Here is an 18,620-nt window from a genome sequence, read left to right as displayed (position 1 = left end):
TTATTAACTGCTGCTGGTTAACGGATAGTGCTCGCCAGGCATGAATTTACCGCACAACAACAATTAACGCTCCACTTTGATATAAATAATGATTACTATTCGCATTCAAAAACAAGGGTAAAGCCAGGACTTTACCGCCGGAAGCGATGTCGGGTCAGCACATACTGGTTTATCAAAGGGAGTCGTCATGTCATTACGTCATTTTGCCGCGCCGCGTCTGCGCCATTCACTGCTCGTCACTTCTCTGCTGCTGGCAGGCAGCTTTAGCGCCCACGCCGCGGAAGAGATGCTGCGCAAGGCCGTCGGAAAAGGGGCCTACGAAATGGCCTACAGCCAGCAGGAGAATGCGCTGTGGGTCGCCACATCACAGAGTCGTTCGCTGGACAAAGGCGGGGTGGTTTACCGTCTTGACCCCACAACCCTCGACGTGACGCAGATTATTCACAACGATCTGAAGCCGTTCGGCGCCACTATCAACCATGCCACCGGCACGCTGTGGTTTGGCAATACCGTCGACAGCACTGTCACCGCTATTGACGCCAAAACCGGCGCCGTGAAGGGGCGCCTGGTGCTGGACGAGCGTCAGCGCAGCGAAACCGTGCGTCCGCTGCAGCCGCGCGAGCTGGCGGTCAATGAGCAGACCAACACGGTCTACATTACCGGTCTGGGCAAAGAGAGCGTAATTTGGGTGGTAGATGGCGCGACCCTGAAGCTGAAAACGACCATTACCGGCACCGGGGCAATGGCGACGGGTCTGGCGATCGATCCGCAGGCTAAGCGTCTGTATACCACCAACGCCGATGGCGAACTGCTGACCATCGACAGCGAGAGCAACACGATTGCGTCGCGAAAAAAATTGCAGGATGACGGCAAAGCGCATTTCTATCTTAACCTGAGTCTCGATACCGCCGGCCATCGTGCCTTTATTACCGACAGCAAGCAGCCGGAAGTGCTGGTGGTCGATACCCGCGACGGCAAGGTGCTGGAGAAAATCGCCGCGCCGGAGTCGCTGGCGGTGCTGTTTAACCCGGCGCGCAACGAAGCCTATGTGACGCATCGTAAGGCCGGGGAAGTCAGCGTTATCGACGGCAAGAGCTACAAGGTAGTGAAGACCTTTAAAACGCCGACTCACCCCAACAGCCTGGCGCTCTCCGAGGACGGCAAAACGCTGTACGTTAGCGTGAAACAGGCTTCCAGCCGTGAGAAAGAAGCCACCGCGCCGGACGATGTGATCCGCATCGCCCTCTAAGACCTCAGCGCGACGAAACCGGAAAACGGTGGTCGCGCTCCGCATGTCGCCGGGCCAGGCCCGGCGACTCACCCTCTGTTACAAACGCCTATTGGCCTGACAAACCAGATGGTTATACACTTAACCCTTTTCCGCCACGTGCGGGCAGTGGTAATCAGTGGAGATAAAATGAAAAAGCCATTCATGGTGATTTGCGCCGGCGCGATGCTGGCGCTGCTGGCAGGTTGTTCGTCAAACTACGTTATGACCACGAAGAGCGGTCAAACTATCGTTACCCACGGCAAGCCGCAGCTGGATAAAGAAACGGGGATGACCAGCTATATCGATGAGTCAGGTAATAAGCGGGAAATTAACAGCAGCGATGTGTCGCAGCTGGTTGAAGATAATTAAGTTCTGACCTCCCGGTTTGCCCGCGATGGACAAACCGGGAGTCCTGCCAGTTACTTCCTCAGCGTCGGCGCCGTGCTGTGAATCTCATGCACGCGTTTACGCACACCAAACCAGCCAGCCACCAGCAATACCGCCAGCAGCGGAATTGATCCTATGGTGTAGGTACCGTTCGGATAATCGAAGGCCATCAGCACCAGCACGCTGAACAGGAACAGCAGCGTCAGCCAGGAGGTGAACGGCGCCCCCGGCATTCTGAAGCTGACCTTTGCCGCTTTCCCTTCCTTGATCGCTTTGCGCAGACGCATCTGACACACCACGATAAAGCCCCAGGAGGCAATGATCCCCAGCGAGGCGACGTTGAGTACGATCTCAAATACCTGAGATGGCACCAGATAGTTGAGGAAAACCCCGACTACATATACCCCCAGCGTCGCCAGGATCCCGGCGTAAGGGACGTGGTGACGGCTCATCTTCGACATAAACTTCGGCGCGGAGCCTCCCATCGACATCGAGCGCAGAATACGCCCGGTACTGTAGAGACCCGAGTTAAGGCTGGAAAGGGCCGCGGTTAACACCACGATGTTCATCACGCTGCCGATATATGGCACGCCCAGCTTTGAGAAGAAGGTAACGAACGGGCTCTGTCCGGCCTGGTAGGCGTTCCACGGCAGAAGCAGCACCAGCAACACCACCGAACCGACATAGAACAGACCGATACGCCAGATCACGCTGTTGATGGCCTTCGGCACCATTGTCTCCGGATCCTTACACTCTCCGGCCGCGGTCCCCACCAGCTCGATGGAGGCGAAGGCGAAGACCACCCCCTGCACCAGCACCAGCGCCGGCAGGAGGCCGTGCGGGAAGAAGCCGCCGTTATCGGTGATCAGATGGAAGCCGGTGGCATTGCCGTCCAGCGGCTTACCGGAGCCGAGGAAAATGGTGCCGACCACGAGAAAGGCGACGATCGCCAGCACCTTAACCAGCGCGAACCAGAACTCCATTTCGGCGAACCACTTCACGCCGATCATATTCATGGTGCCGACGATAGCCAGCGCGCCGAGGGCGAAGACCCACTGCGGCACATCGCCAAACGCGCCCCAGTAGTGCATATACAGCGCCACGGCGGTGATATCGACAATCCCGGTCATCGCCCAGTTAACGAAGTACATCCAGCCGGCCACGTAAGCGGCTTTTTCACCGAGGAACTCCCTGGCATAAGAGACGAAGCTGCCGCTCGAGGGGCGGTGGAGGACCAGTTCGCCGAGGGCGCGAAGAATAAAGAAGGAGAAGATGCCGCAGACCAGATAGACCAGGGCGAGCGCTGGCCCTGCCATTTGTAAACGTGCCCCGGCGCCGAGGAACAAACCGGTACCGATAGCGCCGCCGATGGCGATCATCTGTACCTGACGGTTGCCCATCGCTTTGTGATAACCCGCTTCATGTGAGTTGAGCCAGTGGCGTTTTGCAGCATGATGCTCCGCTGCATTTTCGTGTTTCGTATTCATTGATGTATCAGTTTCCTGTCAATGCCCATGTTTGCAGCCGGAATGGAGGACGGCTGGCACATTATGCTGGCTTTCTCATCATTCTGACGTAGGAGATAAGCTCAGACATGGCGCTGAATCCTACACGTAACCTAATAGTTACGCACCTAAAACATTTACCGAGAGCATTTGACAGATTTATCAATGAGATCAGCGTCGCAGAGTTTCCAGTAACAGCGTGAAAGCGCTGGTATGCTGGCGCCGGCTGGGGTAATAGAGATGGTAGCCGGGGAAGGCGGGGGTCCACTCCGCCAGCACCCGCACCAGCCGGCCGCTGGCTAAGGCCTCCGCCACGCAGTCATCCGGAACGTAGGCCAGCCCGAGGCCCGCCTCCGCCGCGTCGATGCGCTGCGGCAGGCTGTTGAGGATCAGCTGTCCCTCCACCCGCACCTGAATCTCCCGGCCATCGCGGGCAAATTCCCAGGCGTAAAGTCCCCCTCGTGTCGGCAGGCGCAGATTGATGCAGCGATGTTGGGCAAGATCCCAGGGCGTTTGCGGCGTACCGGCCCGCTGCAGATAGGCCGGCGAACCCACCACCGCCATCCGCATATCCGGGGCGATGCGCACGGCAATCATGTCTTTTGCCACCTGTTCGCCGAGACGCACCCCGGCGTCGAAGCGGTCACCCACGATATCCGTAAGCCCATTATCAACAGTGATTTCGATGTTAATATCAGGATATTGCAGCATAAATGGCTTTAGCGCCGGCCAGAGTACCGCGCTGGCGGCATGCTCCCCGGCGGTAATGCGCAGGTTGCCCGCCGGGCGTTCTCGGGTGTCGCGCAATGCAGCCAGGGCCTGCTCGATCTCTTCCAGATGCGGACCGAGGCGCTGAATCAGTCGCTCGCCCGCTTCGGTCGGCACCACGCTGCGGGTGGTGCGGGTTAACAGCCGGACATCGAGCCGCGTTTCGAGATGGCGCATGGCATGGCTGAGCGCCGACTGCGACACGCCAAGCTGGGCCGCCGCGCGGGTAAAGCTGCGTTCACGCGCCACCACCATAAAGGAGAGCAGATCGTTTACGTTCTCTTTTAGCATAATCTTTCCGGATTGATGAATACTGCTCACAGGTACGCAGAGTGTATGCCCGGCCTGAGGATTGTGCCAGCCTGATGGCCGGACGCAGTGGAGCAGAATGGTTATGGCGGATGATTTATTCCTCTATGCAGGGCAGGTATTGTAATAGGCCCAAAAAACGCCAGCGCCAGGTGAACCGACATTCGCTGGCGCGGCATGACCGGGGGGACGGCAGCCCGAAAGATGATTCAAGAGTATCGCCAGGCAGAGTCTGGTAACCGGGGAGAAACAGAGATGAATATCAACGTGGTCGGCACCAGCGGCTCAGGCAAATCCACTTTGGCCCGGCGCCTGGCGCACCGGCTGGAATTACCCTGGATCGAGCTCGATCGCCTGTACTGGCGGCCGAACTGGCAGGGCGCGCCGGATGAGGCATTTTTCGCCGCCATTGCCGCCGCGACGGCCACGCCGGGCTGGGTGCTGGATGGCAATTACAATCGCAGCCGCAGCGTTAAATGGCGTGCGGTGGATTTGGTGATCTGGGTAGATTATGGTTTCTGGCGCACGCTGCGCCAGGCGGTATGGCGGGCGGCGAGCCGGGCGTGGCGACATCAGGAGCTGTGGCCGGGCACGGGCAACTGCGAGAGTTTTCGCCGTTCGTTCTGCAGCCGGGAATCCATCATCCTCTGGACGCTGAAAACCTGGCGGCAGCATCGCCGACGCTATCTGGCCGATATGCAGGATCCGCAATATCGTCATATTCGCTTCGTCCGGGTGCGCAATCCGCGGCAGGCCGAGGCGCTGCTCCGCGAGCTGGAAGCGCAGCGTTCAGCCGGGCATATCTAATTTTCAGCAGTACACATGTGAATTAATTGTTTCTCAATAGTTAGCAGAGATTTTAATAATGCAGGCACGTACTTTCATATGAGCCTGCGAAATGTCTTATCGAATCAGTATTCTGGATAAAAGTCCGCTTGCCGCCGGGGAAACCGCCGCGCAGGCGCTGGCGCGTACATTAACGCTGGCGCAACACGCCGAAGCCTGGGGCTACCACCGCTTCTGGGTCGCTGAACACCACAATACCGATCAGCTGGCGAGCCCCTCGCCGGAGCTGGTTATCGCCTGGCTGCTGGGCCACACCCGGCGGATCCGTCTTGGGTCCGGCGGCGTCATGCTCCAGCACTATAGCCCCTATAAGGTCGCGGAAAACTTTAACCTGCTGGCCGCCCTCGCGCCGGGCCGCATCGATCTCGGGGTCGGCAAGGCGCCTGGCGGCCTGCCGCTCTCCACCCGCGCCCTGCAGCAGGGCCTGCATCAAGAGGAGAAAGGGACCTTTGCCGATCAGCTGGCGCAGCTGGATAACTGGCTGTCGCTGACTGAGCCCGGGGGAGAGGAGAGCCTACGCGCCACGCCGATCCCGCCGCGCCGGGCAGACGGTTTTCTGCTCGGCGCCAGCCTGGAGAGTGCTGAACTGGCCGCCCGCCTTGACTGGAACTTTGTCTTTGCCGCCCATCTCAATGGCGACAGCGCGCTGCGCCGTGCCGTGTTCAACCGCTGGCGCGAGCTCAGCCCGCGTGAGGCGATGGTCGCCGTCCAGGTGGTGGTCGCTGACGAGCCGGCCACCGCCGCCGCGCTGGCGCAGCAGGTCGAGGTGTGGGGCGTCGAGCTGGAGAACGGCCAGCGGGTGACCGTCGGCAGTGAGGCGCAGGCCGTCGCTTTTGCCCGCCAGGCCGGCAGCCGACCGACGCGCATTGCCCGCCGTGAATCTTCGCTGATCTCCGGTACTCCCGAACAGGTTAAAGCCCGGCTTGACGCGCTGCAGGCGGAAGAACAGTTGGATGAACTCATCATTGATACCCCCATTAGCGACGGGCCAGCGCGCCTGCACTCCCTGCGCCTGCTGGCGCAGGCTCACTACGGCAAGGAGGTGCTGAATGTCCTTTGAACAACAACTGATTAGCTGGCGGCGCGAGCTGCACCAGAACCCGGAGCTCTCCCTGCAGGAGGTGGCCACCACCGCGCGGATCCGCGACTGGCTGCAGAGCGGCGGGCTGACCCTGCTGCCCTACGATCTGAAAACCGGGCTGATCGCCGAAGTCGGCAGCGGCGACAAGGTGATTGCCCTGCGGGCGGACATCGACGCGTTGCCCATCGAGGAGGCGACCGGTCTGCCTTACCGCTCGCAGAATCAAGGGGTAATGCATGCCTGCGGCCACGATATTCACACCAGCGTGATGCTGGGGGCGGCGCTGCTGCTGAAGGAGCGGGAAGCGGAACTCCCGGGGCGGGTGCGGATCCTGTTTCAGCCGGCGGAGGAAAATTTTGGCGGGGCGAAAACCCTGATCCGCGCCGGGGCGCTGGAGGAGGTGTCGGCGATCTTCGGCATGCACAATGAGCCCGGCCTGCCGGTGGGCGAATTTGCCACCCGCGGCGGCGCGTTCTACGCCAACGTCGACCGCTTCGTCTTCAAAGTGACCGGGAAGGGGGCGCATGCCGCCCGCCCACATGAAGGAAGGGATGCGATCCTGCTGGCCAGCCAGCTGGTGACGGTGCTGCAGAGCGTGGCCAGCCGGGAGGTTAACACCCTCGACTCGGTGGTGCTCAGCGTGACGCGGATCCAGGGAGGCAATACCTGGAACGTGCTGCCGGAGAGCGTCGAGCTGGAGGGGACGCTGCGCACCCACAGCAGTGAAGTGCAGCAGCGGGTCAAGGCCCGGGTCAGCGAGATTGCCGCCGGTTTCGCCAGCGCCTTTGGCGCGCAGATTGACGTCTTCTGGTACGCCGACCCGACGGCGCTGGTCAACGACGCCCGCTGGGCCGATTTCGCCAGCGAGGTGGCAGCCCAGGCCGGGTACCGCACCCATCATGCCGATCTGCATCTCGGCGGCGAAGATTTTGCGGTCTATCTTCAGCATATTCCCGGGGCGTTCGTCAGCATCGGCAGCGCCAGCGAATATGGTTTGCACCATCCGGCATTTAATCCGGATGAACGGCTGATTGCGCCCGCGGCGCACTATTTCGCCCGTCTCGCGGAAGAAGCGTTACAACACATTTAACGAATGACAGGGGGAGGGGTAGCTATGTCTGAAAATCGACAATTGCGTCTGGGAACCATATTACATGGCGCATCGGGAAATATGTCCGCCTGGCGTCATCCGGCGGCGCAGGCGGACGCCAGTATTAATTTTAACTTTGTCACGCAGACGGCGTTAAAAGCGGAAGAGGGGAAGCTGGATTTTATTTTTGTCGCCGACGGGTTATATATCAATGAAAAATCGATTCCCCATTTTTTAAATCGCTTCGAACCTTTAACGGTACTTTCCGCGCTGGCCGCGGTCACCCGGCGTCTGGGACTGGTGGGGACCTTATCCACTTCGTACAGCGAGCCGTTTACCACCGCCCGCCAGTTCGCCAGCCTTGACCATTTAAGCCAGGGACGGGCGGGGTGGAACGTGGTCACTTCCCCGCTGGAGGGGTCGGCGAAAAACTTCTCCCTGGCCCAACATCCGGATCATGCGCTGCGCTATCGCATTGCCGATGAATATCTGCAGGTGGTGAAAGGCTTATGGGATTCATGGGAAGAAGATGCCTTTGTGCGCAATAAGGAGACTGGTCAGTTCTTTGATAAAAATAAACTGCATACGCTCGACCACCACGGCGATTTCTTTAAAGTTGCCGGGCCGCTAAATATTGCCCGCACGCCGCAGGGCCGACCGATTATTTTCCAGGCCGGCGCGTCGGATGACGGCAAAAAATTAGCCGCGCGCCACGCCGATGCCATTTTTACCCATCAGGACTCGCTGGCCGAGGCGCAGGCATTTTATCGGGATGTCAAAAGCCAACTCGCCGCATATCAGCGCAGCCCGGACCAACTGCATATTTTCCAGGGCGTCAGCGTCATCGTCGGGGATGACGCCGAGGACGCGGAGCGGCAGTACCAGACCACCGCGGCGTTGGTCTCCATCGAGGATGCCCTGAATTATCTCGGGCGCTATTTCGAACACCACGATTTCTCGCAGTACCCGCTCGACGAACCTTTCCCGGATATTGGCGACCTCGGACAAAACAGCTTCCGCAGCACCACCGACGAGATTAAACGTCACGCCCGCGAGCGGGGCTTAACCCTGCGCCAGGTGGCTCTGGAGGCAGCCAGCCCGCGTCCGCGCTTTACCGGCACCGCCAGCGATGTCGCTGATGGCCTGCAACTGTGGTTCGAGCAGCACGCGGCGGACGGCTTCATTATTCAGGGCGGCACGCCGGAAACCTTCCCGCGCTTTGTGGATGAGGTGGTTCCGCTGTTACAGGCGCGCGGACTGTTCCGTCGCGACTATCCGGGCACCACCCTGCGGGAAAGTCTGGGTCTGGCGCTACCCGCTAATCAATTCCAAAAATAATAAAAGAGAATCACGCTATGCAGAAAACAACACTCTTGCTGGCCGTCGCGTTGGCATTTAGCGCCTCATCGTGGGGTCAGGACGTCAAGATCAATGGCACCGGAGTGAGCCTGGAGGCCAACAAAACGCCGATTCATACAGCGAAAAATCCGCAGGCCATTGCCCTGTTGCCGCAAGATCTGCATCTGGCGGTGCCGGGGAAATTCACCGTCGCGGTGGCGGCCCTGAACTCTCCGCCGCTGACGGTCTTTGCCGATGACAACAAAACCCTGCTCGGCAGCGAGGCGGATATCGCCCGGCTGGTGGCGGAGAGCCTCGGGCTGGAAGTAAACGTGGTTCCCACTTCATGGGAAGACTGGCCGCTGGGCGTCACCTCCGGCAAATATGATGCCGCGATCAGCAATATTACCGTCACCAAAGAGCGGAAAGAGAAGTTCGATTTCGCCACCTACCGCAAAGACTCGCTGGGCTTCTACGTCAAAAGCACCAGTCCGCTGAGCAAGATTGACAAAGCGGAAGATATCGCCGGGCTAAAGATTATTGTCGGCTCCGGCACCAACCAGGAGGCGATCCTGCTGGCGTGGAACGCGGAGAACGTCAAGAAGGGGCTGAAGCCGTTTATCCCGGTCTACACCAAGGATGATGCCGCCCAGACGCTGGCCCTGCAGACCGGACGAGCCGACGCCTTCTTCGGCCCCAACGTGATTGGCGCGTGGAAGGCGGCGCTGACCGGCAAAACCAAACTCGTGGGCAGCGTCGATGGCGGCTGGCCGAAAGCGGCGCATATCGCGGTAACGCTGAAAAAAGACAGCGGGCTGGTGAATGCCGTCCAGGCGGCGCTGAACGGGGCTATCGCCAGCGGGGACTACGCCAAAGTGCTTAACCGCTGGGGCGAAGGGGTGGAAAGCATTCCGCAATCGGAAATCAATCCGCCCGGACTGGGCGACTGACAGGAGGCGCGATGAGCGAAGCATTCCGCGATATTTCTCCGGAGGCTCCGGAGCTGCAGCCGATTATTAGCGGGCTGTTTGCCGAATATGCCGCCCGCTACGGCGACTATTTTTCCCGCGATGCGGAAGTGGAGTTAAGTGAGTGGTATTTGCCGCCGCAGGGGCTGTTTATTGTCCTTGAGCGTGAGGGTGAAATTATCGCCACCGGCGCGTATAAGCCGAAGGATCGTCACACCGCAGAGATCAAACGTATCTGGACGCACCGCCGTCTGCGCCAGCAGGGGCTGGCGGCGAAGGTGGTCCAGGAGCTGGAGCGACGGGCGGTGCTGGCCGGGTACAGCCATATCTACCTGACCACCGGTTTCCGTCAGCCGGAGGCGGTAAAGCTCTATCTCAGCCAGGGGTATGAGGCGCAGTTTGACCTCACGCGAGACCCGGAAGAGTACAGTCAGCCGCCGTACGATGGCCGGCTGCGGTTCACTAAAGCGCTGGCGGTGAGCGCCTACAGCCACAGCGCCTGAGGAGGCATTATGCATTCATCTGAAACGATCAAAGTGGTGCCGGCGCGCTATCCGCTGCGGGTGGTCGGGGCTCTGGTCGCCCTGCTGGTGCTGGCGGTGGTGATCCAGTCGGTGGCCTTTAACCCGCGCTGGGAGTGGGGCGTCTTCGCCCGCTGGTTCTTCGACCCGGTGATCCTCGAGGGGCTGGGGCAAACCCTGCTCCTGACCCTGCTCGGCACGGTGCTAAGCGTGATCTTCGGCGGCCTGCTGGCGCTGGCCCGTTTGTCCTCATCGTGGCTGCTCAGCAGTCTCGCCTGGGGCTATATCTGGCTGTTTCGCTCGCTGCCGCTGATTGTGGTGCTGATCATTCTCTATAACTTTTCCTATCTCTACGACACCCTGTCGCTGGGGATCCCGTTTACCGGCGTGACCTGGGCCAGCTATCAGACCATTAACGTGCTGGGGCAATTCTCCACGGCGGTGGTGGGCCTGACCCTGGTGCAGAGCGCCTATACCGCGGAGATTATTCGCGGCGGCTTTCTCGGCGTCGACCACGGGCAGTATGAAGCCGCCGCCGCGCTGGGGCTACCCGCCTGGCGGCGCACGCTGCGCATTATTCTGCCGCAGGCGCTGCGCACCATCCTGCCATCCGGCTTCAACGAGATCATCAGTCTGGCCAAGGGAACGGCGATGGTGTACGTCCTGGCGATGCCGGAACTGTTCTACACCATCCAGATGATCTACAACCGTACCCAGGAGGTGATCCCGCTGTTGATGGTCGGCGCCGCCTGGTATCTGGCGATCACCAGCGTCCTCTCCGCCATTCAGTATCTGGTGGAACGGGGCCTGGCGCGCAGCGAACGCCGCTCGGCGGTAAACAGCGCCCGCAGCAGCCGTCTGAATCAACCCGCACGTCAACCACAGCCGCAGGAGGCCGTTCATGCCCAGCTCTCATAATGGCCATATCTCTATCACCGGGGTCAGCAAATACTATGGCCGCCACAAGGCGCTGGACGATGTGTCGCTGGAGATCCCCCCGGGCACGGTGACGGTGATCCTCGGCCCTTCCGGTTCGGGCAAGTCCACGCTGCTGCGCACCATAAATCACCTCGAACGGGTCGATGAGGGATTTATTCAGATTGACGGCGACTATATCGGCTATCGCCGCAAAGGCGACAAGCTGTATGAGATGAAAGAAAAGGAAATTCTTCGCCAGCGGATCAACGTCGGCTACGTGTTCCAGAACTTTAACCTGTTTCCGCACCTGACGGTGCTGGAGAACCTGATTGAGGCGCCGATCGCCCACCAGCAGGTCACGCGTAAAGAGGCCATTGCCCGCGCCTATGAGCTACTGGACGTCGTCGGACTGCGCAATAAAGCCGACGCCTGGTCGCGGCATCTCTCCGGCGGTCAGCAGCAGCGTATCGCCATTGCCCGGGCGCTGGCGCTGAACCCGCGGGTGATCCTGTTTGATGAACCCACCTCGGCGCTGGATCCCGAGCTGGTGGGCGAGGTACTGGATGTCATCAAGAAGCTGGCGCGATCGGGCACCACCCTGGTGGTGGTCACCCATGAGATTGGCTTTGCCCGCGAGGTGGCCGACCAGGTGGTGTTTATGGTCGACGGCAGGATCGTCGAGCAGGGCAGCAGCGACGAGGTGCTCAACCATCCGCAGCATCCGCGTACCCGGCAGTTTTTATCCAGGGTGCTGCCGTCATGAACAGAGCGCTAATGACCCTTGTTCTCAGCGCTTTTGCCATGAGCGCTCACGCGGCGCTGGATCTGCGCGCCAATGAGCAGCCATTGCCGGTCACCCGCGACCCACAGGCGATAGCGAAAATTCCGCCGGGCTATCGCTTCGTCGAGCCGGGGACGCTAACGGTGGCGATCTCGGCGCTCAATTCGCCGCCGCTGGCCCTGCTGGCCAGCGACAACCGCACGCGGATCGGTAGCGACCCGGATATAGCCCGCCTGTTGGCCGGAAGCCTTGGCCTGAAGCTCAGGCTGGTGCCCACCGCGTGGGAGGACTGGCCGCTGGGCATCGCCTCCGGCCGCTACGATGTGGCGCTGATCAATATCGCGGTGACCGAGAAGCGCAAAGAGAAGTTCGATTTTGCGACTTACCGGGTGGACTCCCTGGCCTTCTCGGTGAAATCCACCAGTGATATCGTCGCGGTAAACGGACCCGCCGATCTCGCGGGGCGCAAAGTGATCGTCGGGTCCGGCACCAATCAGGAGCGGATCCTGCTGGGCTGGAACGAGGACAACCGCGCCGCCGGACGGCCGCAGGCCCAGCCGGTCTACCTGACCGATGATGCCTCCGGCAATCTCTATATCCAGTCCGGACGGGCGGATATCTTTTTCGGCCCGCAGTCGGTGGCAGCCTTTAAAGCGGCGCTTAACGGCCAGACCCGGGTGGTGGGCCTGGGGCCGAAAAAAGCGTGGGTGGCGACAACCACCAAAAAAGGCAACGGCCTGGTCTATGCCCTGCAGGCAGCCCTCGACGGGGCGATTGCCCGCGGTGAATATCAGCAGGTGCTGGCGCGTTGGGGGGAGCAGGGCGAAGCGGTGGCGCAGTCGGTGGTCAACCCGCCGGGGATAACCTACTAACCCCCAGTGGCATGGTGTGCCGGGTAGGTGAGCGGCGGTTTTCTGCCTACACTTAGGCTTTACCCTGGAGGCAGACCATGATAACCGTTTATGGCGTGCCGGGATGGGGCTCGATGATTAGCGAGCTGATGCTCTCCCTGGCCGATATTCCCTACGAGGTGGTTGACGTGGAGGGCTTTGACCAGCCCGGTCCGGCGCGCGAGCGTCTGCGGCAGATTAATCCGCTGTGCCAGGTGCCCACCCTGAGGCTGGCCGACGGGAGCATCATGACCGAAACCGCCGCCATCGCGCTGATGATCCTCGACCAGCGTCCCGATCTGGCCCCCGCGCCTGGGACGCCACAGCGTCCGCAGTTTCAGCGCCTGCTGGTCTGGCTGGTGGCCAATGTCTATCCTACCTTTACCTATGCCGATTACCCGGAACGCTGGGCGCCCGCCGCCGCGGAGCAGCTGGTGGAGAATTGTCGCCAGTACCGGAAAAATCTCTATCTCTGGTTCGAACAGCAGCTGGCCGCCGGGCCGTGGGCGCTGGGCGCGTCGGTAACGTTGCTGGATTGCTATATCGCGGCGATGTACCGCTGGGGACCCCGCCAGGCGTGGTTTGACGACCACGCGCCAAAATTCGCCGCCATCGCCCGGGCGGTCTGTCAGCGACCGGAGCTGGCCGCGGCGCTACGCCGTAACAAGCTGATTTAACGCACGCGATGCCAACCATAACGGCCATTCTGTGGTAGCGTTATGGCTCTGATCACAAGGAGTCTTTGCTATGCCGCATGTTGATATTAAATGCTTTCCCCGTGAACTGACTGATGAACAAAAAACCGCGCTGGCCGCCGACATTACCGAGGTGCTGATCCGCCATCTGAACAGCAAAGAGAGCGCCGTCAGCGTCGCACTCACTCAGGTTGAGCCGGACGCGTGGCAGGCGGTGTGGGACAGTGAGATCGCCCCGCAGATGGCGCAGTTGATTAAGAAGCCGGGTTATACCATGTAACCCGACACCCGGAGGCGATGCTGCGCATTTATCCGGGCTACGCGTTCTCAGCGGTCTGCAGTTCCGTAGCCCGGGCAAGGCGCTTTGCGCCGCCCCCGGGGAGGGCTTCTCCGGCGACGCACTGAGAGAAACAGCATGTTCATCTATCCTAAGCGCCAGAGAGCCAACCGAGGTGGGTATGAAAGACGAATTGTTTGCCGATCTGCTGGCGAGTGCAGAAGAAATGGTCAGGATCGAGAAAGGTGAACAAATGCCGATGGAGCAGCACGTTCATACCTTCAGCGAAATTGACGTGAAAGCGATACGTGAAGCCACAGGTTTAAAACAGCAGGACTTTGCAGCGGCCGTTGGCGTTAGCTACGAGTTGGTTAAAAGCTGGGAAACGAAACGACGTCACCCAACCGGTGCAGCCAGAAAGCTGCTTTTATTGCTTCAGGGTAATCCATTGATTATCAACTTGTTGAAGGTTGTTTGAAAGGTTATTCTTCGCAAGGAAAATGGCAGAGTTTGCCCTCTTTCGTAACCGGGGCCTTTAAAAAGGAGTGCATTACGTATGGAAACCAACGATTCTATTTTGAAAGAAATCAAGAAATACAGCGCTCATATTGATAGGTTTAGAGCGCGAGCAAACACTCATGGTATCTGGTTGTTTATTGCTACCCTTGGATGCTGGGGGGTAACTGAGCCCAGTATTCGGATATTAGCATTCGTTATGCTTTTCTTTATTTTTTTATTTCTTCTACACGGTAGCTTTCCAGGTGAAAAGCGAACGTTTAAAAAGATTCACGATGATATAAAAAATAAAATAGTTGATAATTTAACACCAGAACAACAGCAAGAAAGGTTTCACGATCTTCTCATCGTTGAGAAAAAACGAAAGTCACTTGTTGGAATTATAAAAACAACCTTTATCTTTTTAGCCTGTTATGGTTTTTATTTTATGAGTTTATATTACTTCATACAGCACTGGCATAGTGACAAAGTAACAGCGTGTATTTAAATCAACCCGTCCTGGCATTTGAGCCGGACGGGCCGTTTGATTAAAACCAAATCTCCGTCTGCACGCCGAAGTTCCATGTCCCACCGGCGGTAAAGCCTTTGCTGCCGAAATCGTCATTTATCGCGTAGCGATCCAGCGCTTTATCCCAGTTCATCCAGGTGGCAAAGAAGCGGATTTCCGGCCGCGCCTTGATATCCAGCACATCACCCACTTTAAAGGTGGGGGCGAAGGTCAGCTTGTAGAAATCACCACGCACCGCCTGATACTGATAAACGTTGTCATTATAGCGATAGCTGCGCCCGTTCGGATTGAGATCCATATACTGCCACGAGGCCTCATACAGCAGGGCGAAGTGAGCGGAGATCCCCTGTGATACCCGCAGGTTAAACGTCGCCCAGTCGTAGCGGTCGCCGTCGCGATAGCGGTCTTCGCTATGCTGGGCTATCACCGACGGCGCCAGCTGCCAGTTTTTCCCCAACGGCAGGATGCCATACGACGCAAAGCGCAGGGAGGCCGCGTTCTCGGTCAGATCGCCATCGCTCCCCGGCTGACGCGCTTCGGCGCCCAGCCCGACGCCGTATTGCAGGGCGCTTTCAGACACCCCCGGCGCCAGGCCGTAGAACTGCTGTTTATCGTGCAGGGCCAGCATCGCGTAGTAGCCGTTTTTGGCGGTGTTATCGCTGCGCAGGGCATAGCTTCCGGTGGTCGAGGTATTATCTTTCAGGTCATCGTTGCCCTGGGCGGTCATCACCGTGGTCATCAGTTGCCAGTTGCCGTAAAAATGGTTGGCGGTGAACAGCAGATTCTGGATGTCATTATCCGCGTAATTATCGCTGCCAAGGTCGCCGAAGTTACGTGCATACACCGAATAGTCGCCGCGCAGGCCGCTTCCCCAGTCGACATCATTGATCCCGCCGCCGGTACCGCCGAGGAACATGATGTCGCTATCGGTAAAGTGGATATCGAAGTTATCCCGATCGAAGCGCTTGCCGGCCCAAATTGAGGCGCGTTTTAACGGACCGGTGAATTCGGCGAAGTTACCCATCTCGACGTACAGCTGACGAATGTTCAGATGGTGGCTGTCGTTATCCTGAACCCACGGATCCGGGTTGGTGGCCCCGTCGGCGAGCATGGTCTTAAAGCGCGCCCATGAACCATCGTTGAAGGTGAGCTTTTTGCCAAAGCTCAGCTCAGCGTAATTATCTTTTTCGTTACCGAGACGACCGACATGGGCATCGCCGTTGAGCGAACTGGCCGGGGAGACGCCCGGCCCGCCGCGGGCGCCTTTACCATGGCTGTTGACTAACATCCCGGAACGGGCGTAGGCGTTAAAGGTAAACCCATCGTCCGGGGCGCGCTTCGCCAGTTGCTCGCTCAGTTGCTGATTAGTGGCCTGCTGTTTTTGTTCGCGAGCCGTGGTCTGCTGGCTGAGCGCCTGCACCTGCTGCTCCGCCGCCGCGGCGCGCTGCTCGGCGGCGGCAGTTTGCTGTTCTGCCCGCTGCGCGCGGCGGCTGGCCTCGCTGGCCTGCTGTTCAGCGAGATTGAGGCGCGCTTCCAGCTGCGCCAGCCGTTGCTCCACGCTCAAGCCGGCGGCGCTGACGCTGATGAGCGGAAAAAGGGCGCAGCAAACCGCTGCGCTAATCACAGAGATACGCATAAAAATCCTTAATTTATCCAGAGGTTAAATCAGCGGGGGCGCCTTACATGGCGGGGGATTCTCCGGCGGTCGGGGCCGGGGCTGGCGAGGCGCCGCGTCCGGCATCAAGGTCGGCACGAATCTGCTCATACTGATCGTCGAGGCGGTAGAAGCGGCCCATCCACAGCATCGAGGCGAGGATCAATAGCGCCGGAATGTATAGATAGCAGGCCTTGATGGCCAACAGGGCGCTGTCGCTCTGCGTGTGGTTGGCGATATAGCCGCTGGAGGAGAGCAGCACGCCGGTGATAGCCCCGGCACCAGCCATCGCCACCTTGCCGAGAAAACCGTTTATCGAGGTCAGGATCCCTGCGGTATTAATCCCGGTTTTCCACACGCCGTAATCCACCGGGTCGGCCTGCATCGAGAAATAGATAGCCGTGCGTTGGCCGGCGCCGAGGGAGAGGATCACGGCCCCGACGATCAGTCCCAGAACGTGGGCGCCAGACACCATCATAATCCCCATCCCGAGCAGATTGACCGCGCTGGCCACCAGATAGACATGACGTTTTTTCATGCGTCGGGCCAGAAGCGGGACGGTGAGGGTGCCGAGCAGGGGAACGAAGGTGGAGATCCCGGCGATAACCGCCGTCAGCTCGGTATTCCCGACGTAATAATGGAAGAAGTACACCAGGGCCCCCGTCTGAAAGAAAAATGCACCCCACATCAGAAAGATATTGCTGGCGAAGACCCACCACGGACGATTGGCGCGCAGACTAATCCAGGCGCGTTTCAGGGTCATGCGCTCCCCGGTAAGGGTGATCTTTTCTTCGACGTTGCGAAAGCTCACCAGCAGGAAAAAGGCCGCCAGTACGCCAAAAATCACCGCGGTATAGAGGAATCCCTGCTGCTGGTTGCCTTTGCCTAGCATGCCGACCAGCGGCAGCGTAGCCACGGCGACGATGGTGGCGCCAAGGGAGCCCAGCAAAATGCGCACCGCCGACAGCGTGGTGCGTTCTGCGGAATCACTGGTTAAAAACGGCAGCATGGCGCAGAACGGAATATTCACCAGGGTGTAGAGGAACGACAGACACAGATAGGTGACAAAGGCGTACAGCAGTTTGCCGGTGGTGCCGAAATCCGGCACATAAAAGGCCAGAATACACAGCAGGCCAAAAGGCAGGGCGCCGATCAGCAGCCAGGGGCGGCAGCGCCCCCAGCGGGTGGTGGTATTGTCGATCACCAGCCCCATCAGCACGTCGGCCACGCCGTCTACCAGCCGGGTGACCAGGAACATCAGGCCGACATAATAGGCCGGGAGACCCATGACGTCGGTGTAAAAGAACATCAGATACAGAGAGATCATCTGCCACACAAGGTTGCAGGAGAGATCGGCAATGCCATAGCCAAGGCGCTGCCGCCACAGGGTAAACGTTGTTTCTGCCATAAATCACTCGCTTATCGTTGTTGTTAAAGTCCGTACTGGCGAATAAACCAGGCCGGGGTACAGCTCCACGCATGGCAGTAACTGTTGATAAGCTTACTGCCATACGGGGAAAAGTCAGGATGTTGGGGGTCGAAAATTTCCCAGAAGGTGTCGGCGCCGTAGGCGACCATCGCCCCCCAGTAGGCTTTGATCTCCGCCACCGCCTCCTCGCGCAGGCCGGACTGTAGCAGGGCAACAATGTGATGATGACGCAGGTACGGGGTGTTCATGGCAATGGCGGGCGGCTGCTGCTGCAGGCGGCGCATCAGCGCCTGACGCTGCCCGGCGGTGCCAACTTCCGCCAGCACCAGCCAGATCTGCGACGCCCATGAGACCTGACGCACGGCGCCGCTGATAAACACCTGCCGATCGTTGTCCCACAGGTGGTGGAGGGCGGCCTCCTTCAGCTGCCAGAGCGTGGCAGTGTAGTCGGGTACCCGCTGCGGTTCAAAACGCTGCGCCAGCCAGAGGGCGCGCTGCAGACAGTAGATGAGCACCCCTTGCGCCGAGGCCTGTTTATTCAGCTCCGCCTGCCAGTCGATAAATACCCACCAGTCATCGCTGTCGCGCACCAGCCCCTGAGAATCGCAGCGGGTCAGCGCCAGTTCGATTTGCCGCCGCGCCGTGGGCCACAGCTCACCGACGGTTTCCGTGTCGCCGGTGCTTTGCAGGTAGTTATAAAGCACGTCGACAAAAAACAATGAGTAATCAAACAGAAAGGTGTCATCGGCGCGTACCTCTGGCTGAACAAAGACATTGGCGGAAACCATGCCATCTTCCCGGGTATGGCCGGCAAAGAGATACAGGCAGCGGCGGACCAGATCGTGGTGGCCGAAGGTCACGTCAGTCAC

The 18,620-nt window shown here is 59.5% G+C and carries 17 protein-coding genes and 2 pseudogenes; 14 read left to right on the top strand and 5 right to left on the bottom strand.

Annotated features, from left to right (window positions below; translation table 11 throughout):
• The first annotated feature begins 187 nt into the window (after nt 1–187).
• Both KHQ28_RS23520 and KHQ28_RS23515 read left to right on the top strand, forming a co-directional pair.
• Nucleotides 188–1,249: a YncE family protein gene (locus KHQ28_RS23520; RefSeq protein ID WP_002906780.1), complete on the top strand. Its 1,062-nt coding sequence runs from the start codon at nt 188–190 to the stop codon at nt 1,247–1,249.
• Between the two features lie 168 nt (nt 1,250–1,417).
• Nucleotides 1,418–1,639, top strand: coding sequence for a YgdI/YgdR family lipoprotein (locus KHQ28_RS23515; protein WP_002906779.1), 222 nt, complete (start codon nt 1,418–1,420; stop codon nt 1,637–1,639).
• Between the two features lie 50 nt (nt 1,640–1,689).
• On the opposite strand, the gene ansP is transcribed toward KHQ28_RS23515, so the two are convergent.
• Nucleotides 1,690–3,144, bottom strand: a complete 1,455-nt coding sequence (ansP, locus tag KHQ28_RS23510; RefSeq protein ID WP_002906778.1) for an L-asparagine permease — start codon at nt 3,142–3,144, stop codon at nt 1,690–1,692.
• Nucleotides 3,145–3,333: 189 nt separating this feature from the next.
• Complete coding sequence (locus KHQ28_RS23505; RefSeq protein WP_002906776.1) at nt 3,334–4,221, bottom strand: LysR family transcriptional regulator; 888 nt, start codon at nt 4,219–4,221, stop codon at nt 3,334–3,336.
• Nucleotides 4,222–4,494: 273 nt separating this feature from the next.
• Between KHQ28_RS23505 and KHQ28_RS23500 the strand changes: the two genes are divergently transcribed.
• The 12 genes and pseudogenes from KHQ28_RS23500 (at nt 4,495) to KHQ28_RS23440 (ending at nt 14,647) form a co-directional block, all read left to right on the top strand.
• Nucleotides 4,495–5,046, top strand: coding sequence for an adenylate kinase (locus KHQ28_RS23500; RefSeq protein ID WP_004180132.1), 552 nt, complete (start codon nt 4,495–4,497; stop codon nt 5,044–5,046).
• Nucleotides 5,047–5,137: 91 nt separating this feature from the next.
• Nucleotides 5,138–6,145, top strand: a complete 1,008-nt coding sequence (locus KHQ28_RS23495; RefSeq protein ID WP_055314456.1) for an MsnO8 family LLM class oxidoreductase — start codon at nt 5,138–5,140, stop codon at nt 6,143–6,145.
• The gene (locus tag KHQ28_RS23490; RefSeq protein ID WP_055314457.1) at nt 6,135–7,256 is read left to right on the top strand and encodes a M20 peptidase aminoacylase family protein; all 1,122 of its coding nucleotides are present in this window, start codon (nt 6,135–6,137) and stop codon (nt 7,254–7,256) included. The genes KHQ28_RS23495 and KHQ28_RS23490 overlap by 11 nt, the downstream gene beginning before the upstream one ends.
• A 24-nt stretch (nt 7,257–7,280) precedes the next feature.
• Nucleotides 7,281–9,544 (top strand): annotated as a pseudogene (locus tag KHQ28_RS29325) (NtaA/DmoA family FMN-dependent monooxygenase).
• An 11-nt stretch (nt 9,545–9,555) separates the two neighbouring features.
• A complete protein-coding gene (locus tag KHQ28_RS23475) occupies nt 9,556–10,065 on the top strand; it encodes a GNAT family N-acetyltransferase (protein WP_004180127.1) in 510 nt (169 codons plus the stop codon).
• A gap of 9 nt (nt 10,066–10,074) precedes the next feature.
• Nucleotides 10,075–11,001, top strand: a complete 927-nt coding sequence (locus KHQ28_RS23470) for an amino acid ABC transporter permease (protein WP_004189808.1) — start codon at nt 10,075–10,077, stop codon at nt 10,999–11,001.
• The gene (locus KHQ28_RS23465) at nt 10,985–11,764 is read left to right on the top strand and encodes an amino acid ABC transporter ATP-binding protein (RefSeq protein ID WP_002906697.1); all 780 of its coding nucleotides are present in this window, start codon (nt 10,985–10,987) and stop codon (nt 11,762–11,764) included. Before KHQ28_RS23470 ends, KHQ28_RS23465 begins: the two co-directional genes overlap by 17 nt.
• A gap of 38 nt (nt 11,765–11,802) precedes the next feature.
• Nucleotides 11,803–12,654, top strand: coding sequence for a transporter substrate-binding domain-containing protein (locus tag KHQ28_RS23460; protein ID WP_072198328.1), 852 nt, complete (start codon nt 11,803–11,805; stop codon nt 12,652–12,654).
• A gap of 77 nt (nt 12,655–12,731) precedes the next feature.
• Nucleotides 12,732–13,349, top strand: coding sequence for a glutathione S-transferase family protein (locus tag KHQ28_RS23455; RefSeq protein ID WP_032440047.1), 618 nt, complete (start codon nt 12,732–12,734; stop codon nt 13,347–13,349).
• Nucleotides 13,350–13,419: 70 nt separating this feature from the next.
• Nucleotides 13,420–13,647, top strand: a complete 228-nt coding sequence (gene pptA, locus KHQ28_RS23450; protein WP_032440046.1) for a tautomerase PptA — start codon at nt 13,420–13,422, stop codon at nt 13,645–13,647.
• 178 nt (nt 13,648–13,825) lie between these two features.
• Nucleotides 13,826–14,122 (top strand): NadS family protein, encoded by a 297-nt coding sequence (nadS, locus tag KHQ28_RS23445; RefSeq protein WP_004148529.1) that lies wholly within the window; start codon nt 13,826–13,828, stop codon nt 14,120–14,122.
• Nucleotides 14,123–14,200: 78 nt separating this feature from the next.
• Nucleotides 14,201–14,647, top strand: a complete 447-nt coding sequence (locus KHQ28_RS23440; protein WP_004175959.1) for a hypothetical protein — start codon at nt 14,201–14,203, stop codon at nt 14,645–14,647.
• A 40-nt stretch (nt 14,648–14,687) separates the two neighbouring features.
• Here the strand turns inward: KHQ28_RS23440 and KHQ28_RS23435 are convergent, their stop codons facing one another.
• The 3 genes and pseudogenes from KHQ28_RS23435 to KHQ28_RS23425 all read right to left on the bottom strand — a co-directional run.
• On the bottom strand, nt 14,688–16,304 hold the full coding sequence (locus tag KHQ28_RS23435; protein ID WP_004151221.1) for a carbohydrate porin: 1,617 nt from the start codon (nt 16,302–16,304) through the stop codon (nt 14,688–14,690).
• A gap of 43 nt (nt 16,305–16,347) precedes the next feature.
• Nucleotides 16,348–17,730 carry an MFS transporter gene (locus KHQ28_RS23430; protein WP_004151222.1) on the bottom strand — a complete coding sequence of 461 codons (1,383 nt, stop codon included), beginning with the start codon at nt 17,728–17,730 and terminating at the stop codon, nt 16,348–16,350.
• Between the two features lie 23 nt (nt 17,731–17,753).
• Nucleotides 17,754–18,620: pseudogene (locus KHQ28_RS23425) on the bottom strand (sugar hydrolase); the annotation flags it as partial.

The organism is Klebsiella sp. 28 (genome assembly GCF_018223905.1).
In the GTDB taxonomy this organism is placed as follows: Bacteria; Pseudomonadota; Gammaproteobacteria; order Enterobacterales; family Enterobacteriaceae; genus Klebsiella; species Klebsiella pneumoniae.
Note: the sequence above shows the minus strand (reverse complement) of the source record. Positions and strands in the feature narration are given on the sequence as shown.